Annotated in this window: 18 protein-coding genes; 12 read left to right on the top strand and 6 right to left on the bottom strand. The window is 55.4% G+C overall.

Annotated features, from left to right (window positions below; translation table 11 throughout):
* Positions 1-7 precede the first annotated feature (7 nt).
* The 7 genes from rpsK (at position 8) to ACSBQV_RS23875 (ending at position 3,729) form a co-directional block, all read left to right on the top strand.
* The gene (gene rpsK, locus ACSBQV_RS23905) at positions 8-397 is read left to right on the top strand and encodes a 30S ribosomal protein S11 (RefSeq protein ID WP_004929731.1); all 390 of its coding nucleotides are present in this window, start codon (positions 8-10) and stop codon (positions 395-397) included.
* Between the two features lie 30 nt (positions 398-427).
* A complete protein-coding gene (gene rpsD, locus ACSBQV_RS23900) occupies positions 428-1,048 on the top strand; it encodes a 30S ribosomal protein S4 (protein WP_025304496.1) in 621 nt (206 codons plus the stop codon).
* 25 nt (positions 1,049-1,073) lie between these two features.
* Positions 1,074-2,063 carry a DNA-directed RNA polymerase subunit alpha gene (locus ACSBQV_RS23895; protein ID WP_002919219.1) on the top strand — a complete coding sequence of 330 codons (990 nt, stop codon included), beginning with the start codon at positions 1,074-1,076 and terminating at the stop codon, positions 2,061-2,063.
* 40 nt (positions 2,064-2,103) lie between these two features.
* Positions 2,104-2,493, top strand: coding sequence for a 50S ribosomal protein L17 (gene rplQ / locus ACSBQV_RS23890; protein ID WP_004929726.1), 390 nt, complete (start codon positions 2,104-2,106; stop codon positions 2,491-2,493).
* Between the two features lie 148 nt (positions 2,494-2,641).
* Positions 2,642-3,016, top strand: coding sequence for a DUF1992 domain-containing protein (locus ACSBQV_RS23885; RefSeq protein WP_099785483.1), 375 nt, complete (start codon positions 2,642-2,644; stop codon positions 3,014-3,016).
* Complete coding sequence (gene zntR, locus ACSBQV_RS23880; protein WP_099785485.1) at positions 3,016-3,447, top strand: Zn(2+)-responsive transcriptional regulator; 432 nt, start codon at positions 3,016-3,018, stop codon at positions 3,445-3,447. Before ACSBQV_RS23885 ends, zntR begins: the two co-directional genes overlap by 1 nt.
* A 75-nt stretch (positions 3,448-3,522) precedes the next feature.
* The gene (locus tag ACSBQV_RS23875; RefSeq protein ID WP_025304494.1) at positions 3,523-3,729 is read left to right on the top strand and encodes an alternative ribosome-rescue factor A; all 207 of its coding nucleotides are present in this window, start codon (positions 3,523-3,525) and stop codon (positions 3,727-3,729) included.
* 58 nt (positions 3,730-3,787) lie between these two features.
* Here the strand turns inward: ACSBQV_RS23875 and mscL are convergent, their stop codons facing one another.
* From mscL to def, 5 genes are all read right to left on the bottom strand, one after another.
* Complete coding sequence (gene mscL / locus ACSBQV_RS23870; protein ID WP_033645241.1) at positions 3,788-4,204, bottom strand: large-conductance mechanosensitive channel protein MscL; 417 nt, start codon at positions 4,202-4,204, stop codon at positions 3,788-3,790.
* Between the two features lie 137 nt (positions 4,205-4,341).
* Entirely contained in the window at positions 4,342-5,718 is a 1,377-nt protein-coding gene (gene trkA, locus ACSBQV_RS23865; protein ID WP_004929716.1) for a Trk system potassium transporter TrkA, read from the bottom strand.
* Between the two features lie 53 nt (positions 5,719-5,771).
* Positions 5,772-7,061, bottom strand: a complete 1,290-nt coding sequence (rsmB, locus tag ACSBQV_RS23860) for a 16S rRNA (cytosine(967)-C(5))-methyltransferase RsmB (RefSeq protein WP_099785487.1) — start codon at positions 7,059-7,061, stop codon at positions 5,772-5,774.
* A 72-nt stretch (positions 7,062-7,133) separates the two neighbouring features.
* Entirely contained in the window at positions 7,134-8,078 is a 945-nt protein-coding gene (gene fmt / locus ACSBQV_RS23855) for a methionyl-tRNA formyltransferase (protein ID WP_099785489.1), read from the bottom strand.
* A gap of 17 nt (positions 8,079-8,095) precedes the next feature.
* The gene (def, locus tag ACSBQV_RS23850) at positions 8,096-8,605 is read right to left on the bottom strand and encodes a peptide deformylase (RefSeq protein ID WP_015379260.1); all 510 of its coding nucleotides are present in this window, start codon (positions 8,603-8,605) and stop codon (positions 8,096-8,098) included.
* 133 nt (positions 8,606-8,738) lie between these two features.
* Between def and dprA the strand changes: the two genes are divergently transcribed.
* The 5 genes from dprA to aroE are packed head-to-tail and all read left to right on the top strand — an operon-like array spanning position 8,739 to position 12,283.
* Entirely contained in the window at positions 8,739-9,860 is a 1,122-nt protein-coding gene (gene dprA, locus ACSBQV_RS23845) for a DNA-protecting protein DprA (protein WP_099785491.1), read from the top strand.
* On the top strand, positions 9,832-10,305 hold the full coding sequence (gene smg, locus ACSBQV_RS23840; protein ID WP_099785493.1) for a DUF494 family protein Smg: 474 nt from the start codon (positions 9,832-9,834) through the stop codon (positions 10,303-10,305). Before dprA ends, smg begins: the two co-directional genes overlap by 29 nt.
* 25 nt (positions 10,306-10,330) lie before the next feature.
* Complete coding sequence (locus ACSBQV_RS23835) at positions 10,331-10,876, top strand: DNA topoisomerase family protein (RefSeq protein ID WP_019456195.1); 546 nt, start codon at positions 10,331-10,333, stop codon at positions 10,874-10,876.
* Positions 10,877-10,883: 7 nt separating this feature from the next.
* Positions 10,884-11,453, top strand: a complete 570-nt coding sequence (gene tsaC / locus ACSBQV_RS23830) for an L-threonylcarbamoyladenylate synthase type 1 TsaC (RefSeq protein ID WP_033645237.1) — start codon at positions 10,884-10,886, stop codon at positions 11,451-11,453.
* Between the two features lie 11 nt (positions 11,454-11,464).
* Entirely contained in the window at positions 11,465-12,283 is an 819-nt protein-coding gene (aroE, locus tag ACSBQV_RS23825; protein ID WP_099785495.1) for a shikimate dehydrogenase, read from the top strand.
* A 38-nt stretch (positions 12,284-12,321) separates the two neighbouring features.
* Here the strand turns inward: aroE and ACSBQV_RS23820 are convergent, their stop codons facing one another.
* Entirely contained in the window at positions 12,322-12,864 is a 543-nt protein-coding gene (locus ACSBQV_RS23820; protein ID WP_033645236.1) for a gamma carbonic anhydrase family protein, read from the bottom strand.
* Positions 12,865-13,315: the final 451 nt, after the last annotated feature.

Genomic DNA, 13,315 nt, shown 5'->3' with positions numbered 1-13,315 from the left:
TTGAATAATGGCAAAGGCACCTGTTCGTACACGTAAGCGTGTAAGAAAGCAAGTCTCTGACGGCGTGGCTCATATCCATGCTTCTTTCAACAACACCATCGTTACCATCACTGATCGTCAGGGTAATGCTTTGGGTTGGGCAACAGCCGGTGGTTCCGGTTTCCGTGGTTCTCGTAAGTCCACTCCGTTCGCAGCACAGGTTGCAGCAGAACGTTGTGCTGACGCAGTAAAAGAATACGGTATCAAGAACCTGGAAGTTATGGTTAAAGGACCTGGTCCTGGTCGTGAGTCTACTATCCGCGCTCTGAACGCGGCTGGTTTCCGCATCACTAATATTACTGATGTGACTCCGATCCCTCATAACGGTTGTCGTCCGCCGAAAAAGCGCCGCGTGTAACGCAGCTTTTAGGATTGTTGGAGAAAGAAAATGGCAAGATATTTGGGTCCTAAGCTCAAGCTGAGCCGTCGTGAGGGCACAGACCTGTTCCTTAAGTCTGGCGTTCGCGCGATCGATTCCAAGTGTAAAATTGAACAAGCACCTGGTCAGCACGGTGCGCGTAAACCGCGTCTGTCTGATTACGGTGTTCAGTTGCGTGAGAAGCAGAAAGTTCGCCGTATGTACGGCATTCTGGAGCGTCAATTCCGTAACTATTACAAAGAAGCAACCCGCCTGAAGGGCAACACCGGTGAAAACCTGTTGCAGCTGCTGGAAGGTCGTCTGGACAACGTTGTTTACCGTATGGGCTTCGGCGCTACTCGTGCAGAGTCACGTCAGCTGGTTAGCCACAAAGCAGTTATGGTAAACGGTCACGTTGTTAACATCGCTTCTTATCAGGTATCTCCGAATGACGTAGTCAGCATCCGCGAGAAAGCTAAAAAGCAGTCTCGTGTTAAAGCTTCTCTGGAGCTGGCTGAGCAGCGTGAAAAGCCGACTTGGCTGGAAGTTGATGCTGCTAAGATGGAAGGCGTGTTCAAGCGTATGCCTGAACGTACCGATCTGTCTGCGGACATTAACGAACACCTGATCGTCGAGCTTTACTCCAAGTAAAGCTTAGTACCAAAGAGAGGACACAATGCAGGGTTCTGTGACAGAGTTTCTAAAACCGCGCCTGGTAGATATCGAGCAAGTCAGTTCGACGCACGCCAAGGTGACCCTTGAGCCTTTAGAGCGTGGCTTTGGCCATACTCTTGGCAACGCACTGCGCCGTATTCTGCTTTCATCTATGCCGGGTTGCGCGGTGACCGAGGTTGAGATTGATGGTGTACTGCATGAGTACAGCACCAAAGAAGGCGTACAGGAAGATATCCTGGAGATCCTGCTCAACCTGAAAGGGCTGGCGGTGAGAGTTCAAGGCAAAGACGAAGTTATTCTTACCCTGAATAAATCTGGCATTGGCCCTGTGACCGCTGCCGACATCACCCATGATGGTGATGTCGAAATCGTCAAGCCTCAGCACGTGATCTGCCACCTGACTGATGAGAACGCGGCTATCAGCATGCGTATCAAAGTTCAGCGCGGTCGCGGTTATGTGCCGGCTTCTGCCCGAATTCATTCGGAAGAAGATGAGCGCCCAATCGGTCGTCTGTTGGTTGACGCCTGCTACAGCCCTGTAGAGCGTATCGCCTACAATGTTGAAGCTGCGCGTGTAGAACAGCGTACTGACTTGGATAAGCTGGTCATCGAGATGGAGACCAATGGCACGATCGATCCTGAAGAGGCGATCCGCCGTGCGGCCACCATTCTGGCTGAACAACTTGAAGCTTTCGTTGACCTGCGTGATGTACGTCAGCCGGAAGTTAAAGAAGAGAAACCGGAATTCGATCCGATCTTGCTGCGCCCTGTTGACGATCTGGAATTGACTGTCCGCTCTGCTAACTGCCTCAAGGCAGAAGCTATCCACTACATCGGTGATCTGGTACAGCGTACCGAGGTTGAGTTGCTGAAAACGCCAAACCTGGGTAAAAAATCTCTTACCGAGATTAAAGACGTGCTGGCCTCACGTGGTCTGTCTCTGGGCATGCGCCTGGAAAACTGGCCGCCGGCAAGCATTGCTGACGAGTAACCGGATCACAGGTTAAGGTTTTACTGAGAAGGATAAGGTCATGCGCCATCGTAAGAGTGGTCGTCAACTGAACCGTAACAGCAGCCATCGCCAGGCTATGTTCCGTAACATGGCCGGCTCTTTGGTTCGTCATGAGATCATCAAGACGACCCTGCCAAAAGCAAAAGAGCTGCGTCGCGTTGTTGAGCCGCTGATTACTCTTGCCAAGACCGACAGCGTAGCTAATCGTCGTCTGGCATTCGCCCGTACTCGTGATAACGAGATCGTGGCAAAACTGTTTAACGAGCTGGGCCCGCGTTTCGCGAGCCGTGCCGGTGGTTACACTCGCATTCTGAAGTGTGGCTTCCGCGCAGGCGACAACGCGCCGATGGCATACATCGAGCTGGTTGATCGTGCTGAGTCTCAAGCAGAAGTAGCAACTGCAGAGTAATCTGTAGACGCGTAAAAAAACCGGGCTTGCCCGGTTTTTTTACGTCCAAATCCAGCGAAATGTGCGCAATTCCCCCGCCGTGCTTAAGATCCTCACCCCTATCCGTTATGCTAAGACTCATTCATTAGGCTCACCGAGGCTGTCTGTTATGGGGTTGCTCGATCAATGGGCGGAACGTCATATCCTTGATGCCCAAGATAAAGGCGAGTTCGACAATCTGCCCGGCCAGGGACAACCGCTGGCGCTGGACGATGACAGCGCGGTGCCGGCTGAGCTACGCACCGGTTACCGTCTGCTGAAAAATGCCGGTTACCTGCCGCCGGTGCTGGAAGATCGTAAAGAGGCATTAACCGTTGCTCACTTACTGCAAGAGATCAACAGTGAGCATCCGGACTATGTCGATCTCAGCAAGCGCATGGCACTGCTGGAACATCGGTTGCGTCAGGCAGGAATGAGCACGGACTTCTTGCATGGCGAATATCAGCGCGCACTGGACGGTAAATTTACCCGAGAGGAGAAGTAATGTTCAAGATAGGTCAGTTGGCCAAGCTTGCCGAAGTGACGCCGGATACCGTGCGTTACTATGAAAAGCAGGGCATGATGGATCACAATGTCCGTACCGAAGGTGGCTATCGGTTGTACACCGAGCAGGATCTGCAGCGGCTGCGTTTTATCCGTTATGCTAAGCAGTTGGGCTTTACTCTGGAAACGATCGCCGAGCTGCTGTCGATCCGGGTCGATCCGGAACATCATACCTGCCAGGAATCGAAGTCTATCGTTGATGCGCGCCTGAGCGAAGTGGAAAGCAAATTGGCCGAGCTGAATCGGATGCGTGAATCGTTGAAACGGCTGAGCGACGCCTGCTGTGGCACTGCCCATACCAGCAACTACTGTTCGATCCTGGAAGCTTTGGAACAGGGCGCCAGCGATGATAAAGGCAAAAAAGGCTGCTGACGGCACTTTAATTTTTATACTGACGGCAGTATTATCGGCTCGTTTTATTTCCTCACCTTTTACAGGAGCATTACCATGACGAAATATCGTCACACCAAAGGCCAGATTCAAGATAACGCCATTGAGGCGCTGCTGCATGATCCGCTATTCCGTCAGCGGGTAGAAAAGAATGTGAAAGGCAAAGGCAGCTATCGGCGTAAAGAAAAACACAACAAAGGCGGTAACTGGGAGGCCAGTGGTAAAGTATCAAGCGATAATTTACCACTGGCCTTCTGGTTTTAAGGCATTAAAAAAGCCACCTTCATCCGGTGGCTTTTTATTGGCATAACCAAATGCTGTCTTACAGTTTTGGCTGCTGTTGATGGCTCAGCAAATCACGGATTTCCGTCAGCAGTTTCTCTTCTGCAGTAGGTTCTGGCGGCGCTGCCGGAGCTTCTTCTTGTTTGCGGCGCATTTTGTTCATCAATTTAATCGCCAGGAAGATGGCGAAGGCGACAATCACGAAGTCAAATACGGTTTGGATGAATGAACCGTAGTTCATTACCACCGCCGGTACGGCGCCCTGAGCTTCACGTAATACCAGATGGAACTGTTTAAAGTCGACACCGCCGATCAGTAAGCCCAGCGGAGGCATGATGATATCGGCCACGAAGGACGAAACAATCTTGCCGAACGCGGCGCCGATAATCACACCGACGGCCAGATCGACCACGTTGCCGCGCATGGCAAATTCGCGAAACTCTTTCAACATACTCATAGAACGCACCCCTTGCAGAATTAATAACTCAAGTTTAACAAAGCAATTTCCCTTTGCCACAAAAGGAGAGAAGTTTTATCTCCTCTCAAGGCAGAGAACAACTACGCGATTATAGACCATCGCCAAATAAATTCGTTCTACAAGAAGAACGGGCTCGGTTGGAACAGGCGTTCAACGTCCGGCACGAATTTCTTGTCGGTAATAAACATAATGACATGATCGCCCTGTTCGATTTTGCTGTTGCCGTTAGCGATGATGACGTCGTCGCCACGAACGATAGCGCCGATGGTGGTACCCGGTGGCAGCTTGATATCTTCAACGATGCGGCCAACCACTTTGGACGTGCTTTCATCGCCGTGGGCAATCGCTTCGATCGCCTCCGCTACGCCGCGGCGCAGTGACGAAACGCTGACGATATCCGCTTTGCGCACATGCCCAAGCAGCGCGGAGATGGTTGCCTGCTGCGGTGAAATGGCAATATCGATCACACTGCCTTGCACCAGATCGACATAGGCGCGCCGCTGGATCAGGACCATCACTTTCTTGGCGCCCATGCGCTTGGCCAGCATAGCCGACATGATGTTGGCCTCATCGTCGTTGGTGATGGCGATGAAGACATCCACCTGCTCGACGTGCTCTTCGGCCAGCAGTTCCTGGTCGGAGGCATCGCCGTAGAACACGATGGTATCGTGCAACTGCTCGGCCAGTTCGGCGGCACGTTGCTGATTGCGCTCAATGAGTTTGACGTTATAGTCTTTCTCCAGCTTGGCGGCCAGGCCGGCGCCGACGTTGCCGCCGCCGACGATCATGATGCGCTTATAAGGTTTTTCCAGCCGTTGCAGTTCGCTCATCACCGCGCGAATGTGCTGTGAGGCGGCAACGAAGAACACTTCATCACCGGCTTCGATAATGGTCGAGCCTTGCGGACGAATCGGCCGATCCTGGCGGAAAATGGCGGCGACGCGAGTGTCGATATGCGGCATGTGTTCGCGCATCGAAGAGAGCGCATTGCCGACCAGCGGGCCGCCGTAATAGGCTTTAACCGCGGCGATGCTGACCTTGCCTTCGGCGAAGTTGACCACCTGCAGCGCGCCGGGGTATTCAATCAGCTTGTAGATATAGTCGATGACCAGCTGCTCCGGCGAAATCAGATGGTCGATCGGCACCGCTTCCGGCAGGAACAGTTTCTCCGACTCGCGGATATATTCCGGCGCGCGGATACGGGCGATACGGTTGGGGGTATTAAACAGAGAATAGGCGATCTGGCAGGCGATCATGTTGGTTTCGTCGGAGTTGGTGACGGCGACCAGCATGTCGGCGTCTTCTGCGCCGGCTTCGCGCAGCACCCGGGGGTGAGAACCATGTCCCTGAACCACTCGCAGATCGAATTTATCCTGCAGCTGACGCAACCGGCCGGAGTCGGTATCGACGACGGTGATATCGTTGTTTTCACCTACCAGGTTTTCCGCCAGCGTCCCGCCAACCTGCCCGGCACCAAGAATAATTATTTTCATCGTGTTCTCTGCTTCACACTGAAAGACTTAGGGCGCGTGGGCACCCTGAAGAATTACATTTTAATCAGCTTAGCGTAAAAGAAGCCATCGCCGTCCTCGGGATGCGGGATATTCTGCAGTCCCGGCCGCTGCGCATCGCCGGTTTCAACCAGCTTGGCATCGGCATGGCGCTGCAAGAACGCGGCGATCTGACTACTGTTTTCATCCGGCAGAATAGAGCAGGTTGCGTAAACCATCACGCCGCCTGATTTCAGATGCGGCCAGACGGCCTCCAGGATATCGGCCTGCAGGGCGGCGAGTTCGGCGATGTCGCGATCGCGGCGCAGCCATTTGATGTCGGGATGACGGCGGATCACGCCGGTGGCCGAACAAGGCGCGTCCAGCAGAATACGGTCGAACTGCTTGTCACCGCACCATTGCTGCGGTGTGCGGCCATCGCCCAGTTTAACCTCTGCGTGCAAACGCAGACGCTGCAGGTTTTCTTTCACCCGCGCCAGACGCTGTTCGTCGATATCGACGGCCATAACCTGTGCTTTCGGCGCCGCTTCCAGAATATGCGTGGTTTTGCCGCCGGGCGCGGCGCACAAATCGAGGATCTGTTCACCGTCTTGTGGATCCAACAGATCAACACAGCCTTGGGCTGAGGCATCTTGCACGGTGACCCAGCCGTCGGCGAACCCTGGCAGATCGGTCACGGCGCAAGGTGCCAGCAACCGCACGGCGTCGGCATAGTCTGCATGAGGCTCCGCGGCGATGCCGGCGTCGGTCAGCAGCTGCAGGTAAGCCTCACGGGTGTGATGCAGGCGGTTGACGCGCAGCCACATCGGCGGCTTCTGGTTATTGGCGTCGACGATCTGTTGCCAGTTGGCGGGATAAGCCTGTTGGATGCGTTTCAGCAACCAGCTCGGGTGCAGGTAGCGGCTGTCATTGTTGGCGGCGCGTTGCAGAAGTTCTTCCTGCTGGCGCTGGAATTGCCGCAAGACGCCGTTAATCAAACCTTTCAACTGTGGGCGTTTCAGCGCCACCGCACCTTCCACGGTTTCTGCGAGTACGGCGTGCGCCGGGATACGGGTATACAGCAGCTGATACAAGCCGACCATCAGCAAATAGTGAAGTGTACGTTGCTTGCCGGTCAGCGGTTTGGCCATTAATTGCTGAATGCACCATTCGAGCTGCGGCAGTACGCGTAACGTGCCGAAGCACAGTTCCTGCAGCAACCCGCGGTCTTTATCGCTGATGGAGGTTTGCAGCGCCGGCAGAACAGTACTCAGTGACTGCCCTTGATCCAGCACCTGGCCGATGGCTTTGGCAGCGATGCTGCGGAGATTGTAATTATTTTTCATAGGCTGAAGCTGATAACGATCGGCATTAAGAAAATAACGGCCCGGCGATGAACGGCCGGGCAGTGGGGTGACTTACAGCCGGTTACCCGGGGTAAACCATTCACGACGTGAATTTAACAGGTCTTGCGCCGACATCGGTTTCTTGCCGGCGGGCTGCAATTGGATCAGATTGAGGATACCGTCGGCGGTCGCCACCTGAATGCCGTGCTTGTCGGCATGGACAACGGTGCCCGGCTCCGCGTCGGCGCTTTCCGCCATTACGCTGGCCTGCCACACTTTCACCGGTTGCTCATCGATGGTGAAGTAGCTTATCGGCCAAGGGTTGAAGGCGCGGATGCAACGCTCCAGCTGTGCGGCGGACAGTGTCCAATCCAGGCGAGCTTCTTCTTTGCTCAGCTTCTCGGCGTAGGTGACCTGCGACTCGTCCTGCACTTCGCGGGTGGCGCTGCCGTCGGCCATTTGGCGCAGCGTCGTCAACATGCCCTGCGGGCCGAGCTGCGCCAGCTTGTCGTAGAGGCTGGCGCTGGTATCGCTGCTCTCAATCGGGCAGGCGATCTTGTGCATCATGTCACCGGTATCGAGACCGACATCCATCTGCATGATGGTCACGCCGGTTTCGCTGTCACCGGCCCAGAGCGAACGCTGGATCGGCGCCGCGCCGCGCCAGCGAGGCAGTAGCGAACCATGTACGTTGATGCAGCCAAGACGCGGCATATCCAGCACCGCTTGCGGCAGAATCAACCCGTAGGCAACCACCACCATCACGTCGGCGTTGAGATCCGCCACCAGACGCTGGTTCTCTTCGGGGCGCAGCGATTTAGGCTGAAATACCGGCAATTGGTGTTGTTCGGCCAGTATTTTGACCGGGCTGGGCGTTAGCTTGTTGCCGCGGCCTGCCGGGCGGTCGGGTTGAGTGAATACGCCGACAATCTGGTGCTCAGATGACAACAGCGCGTCAAGATGACGCGCTGCGAAGTCTGGTGTTCCGGCGAAAATAATCCGTAAAGAGTCAGACACGTTGATTTCCTGATCGGTTAGGCGCGGGCTTGAAGCTTGGCCATTTTTTCCAGTTTCTGACGAATGCGCTGGCGCTTGAGCGGCGACAGGTAATCGACGAACAGTTTGCCCATCAGGTGATCCATCTCGTGCTGAATGCAGATCGCCAGCAGATCGTCCGCTTCCAGCTCGAAAGGTTTGCCTTCGCGATCCAGCGCGCGGATCTTCACCTGCGCGGCGCGCGGTACCAGCGCACGCTGCTCGGGAATGGAAAGACAGCCTTCCTCGATGCCGGTTTCGCCGCTCTTTTCCAGCAGCTCCGGGTTGATCAGCACCAGGCGCTGATCGCGATTCTCGGAGACGTCGATCACGATAATGCGCTGATGGATATCCACCTGAGTCGCAGCCAGGCCAATGCCTTCCTCTGCGTACATGGTTTCAAACATATCATCCACGATGCGCTGGATATCTGCATTGACTTCTTTTACCGGCGCTGCGACTTTGCGCAGACGCTCGTCTGGGAAATGTAATACCTGCAAGACTGACATATATCTTTAGATCTGTATCCGAGTAATGAACGAGGTTTAACCTCTATTCTAGACATTTCCCGACCTGATTGACAGCATTGCGCACCAATTGCTCAGATTGGTAATACCACCGTTTTTGCTGAGGGAACAGACGATGCGGCCGGAAGAGATCGCTTTACGGATGCGGGGAGTCACGGGGCTACAGACCGTCGTGGCCAGTCGGCTCGTGCGACAGTTATCGCAAATGAGTGGCGAGCCTCGCCGCGTGTTGCATGAGCTGGGATTGAACGAACGGCAGCAGGCACAGTTCAACCGAGTGGATCCTGTCTATCTGGCGGCCACCCTGCGTTGGCTGGAGGAGCCGGCGCACCGTATGCTGAACTATGGGGCGCCCGGCTATCCTGAAAACCTGGCTCAGATCGACGACGCGCCGCTGTTTCTGCTGATCGAGGGCGATCCTCGGGTGCTGTTGCAACCTCAGCTCGCTATGGTCGGCAGCCGGCAGTTCAGCCATTACGGCGAGCGTTGGGCGAACCATTTCGCCGAGGAGTTGGCGCGTTGCGGTTTCACCATCACCAGCGGTTTGGCGATCGGCATCGACGGCATTTGCCATCGTGCGGCGCTGGCGGCCAATGGCTGCACGATTGCGGTGTTGGGCAGCGGGCTGGGCAATATCTATCCGCGCCGGCACCGCCGGCTCGCGGAGCAGATAGTCGAGCAGGGCGGCGCTGTGATTTCAGATCATTTAGTCACCGATTTGCCGCTGGCCGACCATTTCCCACGCCGTAACCGTATTATCAGCGGGCTCAGCCTGGGGGTTCTGGTCATAGAGGCTTCGCTGCGCAGCGGTACCCTGGTGACGGCTCGCTACGCGTTGGAGCAGGGGCGTGAGGTGTTCGCCTTGCCTGGGCCATTAGGAAACCCGATGAGTGAGGGTACGCATTGGTTAATCCAGCAGGGCGCGCATCTGGTCACCGGGCCGAAAGATATCGCCGAATTGCTGGGAAGCGGCCTTCAATGGCTGTCACTGAACGAAAATACAACTATTTGTGCGTCGCAGGCTGAAGTTGAATTGCCATTTGGCGATGTGTTGGCTAACGTAGGAGATGAGGTGACACCTGTTGACGTCGTCGCTGAACGTGCCGGCCAACCTGTGCCAGTGGTGGTAATCAAGTTACTCGAGCTGGAGTTAGCAGGGTGGATCGCAGCTGTACCCGGCGGCTATGTCCGAATAAGGAGGGCAAGCCATGTTCGACGTACTCATGTACTTGTTTGAAACTTATATCCACAATGAACCAGAGATGCGCGTCGATCAGGATCAACTGACCGATGATCTCGCTCAGGCGGGGTTTCATCGGGATGATATCTACAACGCGTTGAATTGGCTTGAGAAGTTGGCTGACCTGCAAGAGGGTCAAAATGCCCCTTACTTTATGGATGCCGATCCGCTGGCAATGCGGATCTACACCGAAGAAGAAGGTGCACGTCTGGACGCCAGCTGCCGTGGTTTTCTCCTGTTCCTGGAACAGATTCAGGTATTGAACCTCGAAACCCGTGAAATGGTTATCGACCGCGTTATGGCTTTGGATAATGCGGAATTCGATCTCGAAGATCTGAAATGGGTCGTGTTGATGGTGCTGTTTAATATCCCCGGATATGAAAGCGCCTATCAACAAATGGAAGAACTGTTGTTTGAAGTGAACGAAGGTTATCTGCATTGAGCCGATAACGCGCATAGAAGACGTTATGACAAAAAACGCGATTTTTGCCGCCAGGCAAAATGAACCCTGTCCGGAATGCGGGGCCGAACTGGTGATCCGTAGCGGTCGCCACGGCCCCTTCCTCGGCTGTTCCCAGTACCCTGAATGCCAATATATTCGGCCGCTGAAAGCGCAGGCCGATGGACATATCGTTAAGGTCTTGGATGGGCAACAGTGCCCGAAATGTCAGGCGACGTTGGTGCTGCGCCAGGGGCGCTATGGCATGTTTATCGGCTGCAGCGATTATCCGCAGTGCGATCACACTGAAGTGATCGATAAGCCTGACGAAACCGCCATCACCTGTCCGCAGTGCGGCCAAGGCAAACTGCTGCAGCGCAAGTCGCGTTACGGCAAAGTTTTTCATTCCTGCGATCGTTACCCGGAATGCCAGTTTGCCCTCAATGTTAAACCTGTCGCCGGTGAGTGCGCCTATTGCCATTATCCGCTGCTGATGGAAAAGCGCACGGCAAAAGGCCCCGTCCTGTGCTGTGCCAGCAAGCTGTGCGGAAAACCCGTCGCGACTACAGAATAATCACATCATGAACTCAGAATTAAGCCCGAACCTTTTATCTATCATCGATGCTTTGCATCAACAGCAGGTGATTGCGTATCCCACCGAAGCCGTATTCGGCCTGGGTTGCGATCCCGACAGCGAGCAGGCGGTCAATGCATTGCTGGCGCTGAAACAGCGGCCGTGGGAAAAGGGGCTGATTTTGATCGCCGCCGACTATGCACAGCTTAAACCTTATATCGACGACAGTGCGCTCAGCGAACAGCAGCGCACGACGATGTTTGCCAGCTGGCCAGGGCCGGTAACCTGGGTTTTGCCCGCTCGGCCGGAGACGCCGCGTTTGCTGACCGGACGCTTCAGCTCGCTGGCGGTGCGCGTCAGCGATCATCCGTTGGTGCAGCAGCTGTGCCGGCAGTACGGCAAGCCGCTGGTGTCGACCAGCGCCAATCTCAGTGGGCTGGAGCCATGCCGCAGTGCGGATGAGGTCACGCGGCAGTTCGGCGAAGCTTTCCCGGTATTGCGCGGCAAGGTGGGCGGCCGTCTTAATCCTTCCGAAATCAGAGACGTTCTGACCGGCGAACAGATCCGTCAGGGCTAGAGGTAATGGGCATGGAGAAGTTTGCGGTATTTGGCAACCCTATCGGCCACAGCAAGTCGCCGCGAATTCATGCGCTGTTTGCTGCCCAGACCGGCATTGAGCATCCTTATGGGACGGTGTTGGCGCCGTTAGACGGTTTTGAAACCAGCCTGCAGGCGTTTATCCGCGCCGGAGGGCTGGGGGCGAACGTCACGGTGCCTTTCAAGGAGCGTGCTTATTCGGCCGCTTCTGAGCTGAGCGAGCGCGCAGCGATGGCCGGTGCGGTCAACACCCTGAAGGTATTGCCTAATGGCGAGCTGTTGGGGGATAACACCGACGGCATCGGGTTGCTGACCGATCTGCAGCGTCAGCAATTGATCCGGCCGCAGGATCGCATCCTGCTGGTGGGCGCCGGCGGCGCAGCGCGCGGCGTGATCCTGCCGCTGCTGTCTTTCGGCTGTCGGCTAACGATCACCAACCGCACCTTCAGCCGAGCCCAGGCGTTGGCAGACGCTTTTCGGCATCTGGGGGAGATCTCGGCGACGCCGATGGATCAATTGGATCAGCAAGCGTTCGAACTGGTGATCAATGCGACGGCGTCCGGCATCAGCGGAGAGATCCCGGCGTTGCCGGCGGGCGTAGTTAATGCGCACACTCGTTGCTATGACATGTTCTATCAGCAGGGCACTACGCCATTCCTGGCCTGGGCGCAGCAGCAGGGGGCAACGGAATATGCCGATGGGTTGGGCATGCTGGTGGGGCAGGCGGCGCATGCTTTCCTGCTTTGGCATGGAGTGATGCCAGAGATTGAGCCGGTATTGCGCCAGTTGCGCAGCGAACTGGCGGCATAAATGCAACCCCGTTCTCTTTATAGGGAACGGGGCGTCCGTCAGATGTCTTCCGACAGGTATTCATCTTTCCAGCGTACATAGTTGTTCGAAGAATAAAGCAATCCTTCCAACTCGGCGGCGGTCAACGGCCTAACCTGGCGTGCCGGGCTGCCCATATAGAGATAGCCGCTGACCAGGCGTTTGCCCGGCGGCACTAAACTGCCGGCACCAATCATCACGTCGTCTTCTACTACTACACCGTCCAGCAGGATCGATCCCATACCGACCAGCACCCGGTTGCCGATGGCGCAGCCGTGCAGCATCGCTTTATGGCCTACGGTCACGTCTTCTCCAATCAACAGGGGATAACCGTCGGGGTTATGTTCGGAGCGGTGAGTCACATGCAGTACGCTGCCGTCCTGTATATTGCTGCGTGCGCCGATCTTTACCGCATTGACGTCGCCCCGAATGGCGACCAGCGGCCAGATGCTGACGTCATCCGCCAGATCGACGTCGCCGATGACGACGCTGGAAGGATCGATCAAGACGCGCTGACCGAGTTTGGGGGTGTATTGAAGATAAGAACGTACTGCATCGGACATGGTGCTTGCCTCACGTCGGGATCATATTTACCGGCAATACTAGACTCTGACGATGGAATTACAACCAATCGCAGCGCCGGATCCTGCGGAAAATGGCCCTGATCGCACAAGATCCACTCGGAAGGGCTGAAAAGTGTGCAAACAGAAAGAAAAGATCAAAAAAGGGGTTGTGCAAAAAACTCGGATCCCTATAATGCGCCTCCATCGACACGGCGCAAGTGATTCACTTCACACAGCGGCCGGGAAGAAAGAGAAAAAATCCTGAAAATTAGGGTTGACTCTGAAAGAGGAAAGCGTAATATACGCCACCTCGAGTTAGCAAGTGAAAGCGCCTAACTCACTGCTCTTTAACAATTTATCAGACAATCTGTGTGGGCACTCCACAAGACGATATCCAGCATCTTCGGATGCAAAAAAATATCAAGTCTTGAAGAGTGACTAACTGAAGTAA

The sequence above is a fragment of the Serratia sp. B501 genome (assembly GCF_051172315.1).
In the GTDB taxonomy this organism is placed as follows: domain Bacteria; phylum Pseudomonadota; class Gammaproteobacteria; order Enterobacterales; family Enterobacteriaceae; genus Serratia; species Serratia ureilytica.
Note: the sequence above shows the minus strand (reverse complement) of the source record. Positions and strands in the feature narration are given on the sequence as shown.

Bases quoted from the DNA above. Each gene is read 5' to 3' on its own strand.
- zntR (WP_099785485.1), top strand. From the start codon at position 3,016: ATGTTCAAGATAGGTCAGTTGGCCAAGCTTGCCGAAGTGACGCCGGAT.
- dprA (WP_099785491.1), top strand. From the start codon at position 8,739: ATGCGGCCGGAAGAGATCGCTTTACGGATGCGGGGAGTCACGGGGCTA.
- ACSBQV_RS23895 (WP_002919219.1), top strand. From the start codon at position 1,074: ATGCAGGGTTCTGTGACAGAGTTTCTAAAACCGCGCCTGGTAGATATC.
- ACSBQV_RS23885 (WP_099785483.1), top strand. From the start codon at position 2,642: ATGGGGTTGCTCGATCAATGGGCGGAACGTCATATCCTTGATGCCCAA.
- ACSBQV_RS23875 (WP_025304494.1), top strand. From the start codon at position 3,523: ATGACGAAATATCGTCACACCAAAGGCCAGATTCAAGATAACGCCATT.
- rpsK (WP_004929731.1), top strand. From the start codon at position 8: ATGGCAAAGGCACCTGTTCGTACACGTAAGCGTGTAAGAAAGCAAGTC.
- def (WP_015379260.1), bottom strand. From the start codon at position 8,605: ATGTCAGTCTTGCAGGTATTACATTTCCCAGACGAGCGTCTGCGCAAA.
- ACSBQV_RS23820 (WP_033645236.1), bottom strand. From the start codon at position 12,864: ATGTCCGATGCAGTACGTTCTTATCTTCAATACACCCCCAAACTCGGT.
- rplQ (WP_004929726.1), top strand. From the start codon at position 2,104: ATGCGCCATCGTAAGAGTGGTCGTCAACTGAACCGTAACAGCAGCCAT.
- rpsD (WP_025304496.1), top strand. From the start codon at position 428: ATGGCAAGATATTTGGGTCCTAAGCTCAAGCTGAGCCGTCGTGAGGGC.
- aroE (WP_099785495.1), top strand. From the start codon at position 11,465: ATGGAGAAGTTTGCGGTATTTGGCAACCCTATCGGCCACAGCAAGTCG.
- smg (WP_099785493.1), top strand. From the start codon at position 9,832: ATGTTCGACGTACTCATGTACTTGTTTGAAACTTATATCCACAATGAA.
- rsmB (WP_099785487.1), bottom strand. From the start codon at position 7,061: ATGAAAAATAATTACAATCTCCGCAGCATCGCTGCCAAAGCCATCGGC.
- mscL (WP_033645241.1), bottom strand. From the start codon at position 4,204: ATGAGTATGTTGAAAGAGTTTCGCGAATTTGCCATGCGCGGCAACGTG.
- trkA (WP_004929716.1), bottom strand. From the start codon at position 5,718: ATGAAAATAATTATTCTTGGTGCCGGGCAGGTTGGCGGGACGCTGGCG.
- tsaC (WP_033645237.1), top strand. From the start codon at position 10,884: ATGAACTCAGAATTAAGCCCGAACCTTTTATCTATCATCGATGCTTTG.
- ACSBQV_RS23835 (WP_019456195.1), top strand. From the start codon at position 10,331: ATGACAAAAAACGCGATTTTTGCCGCCAGGCAAAATGAACCCTGTCCG.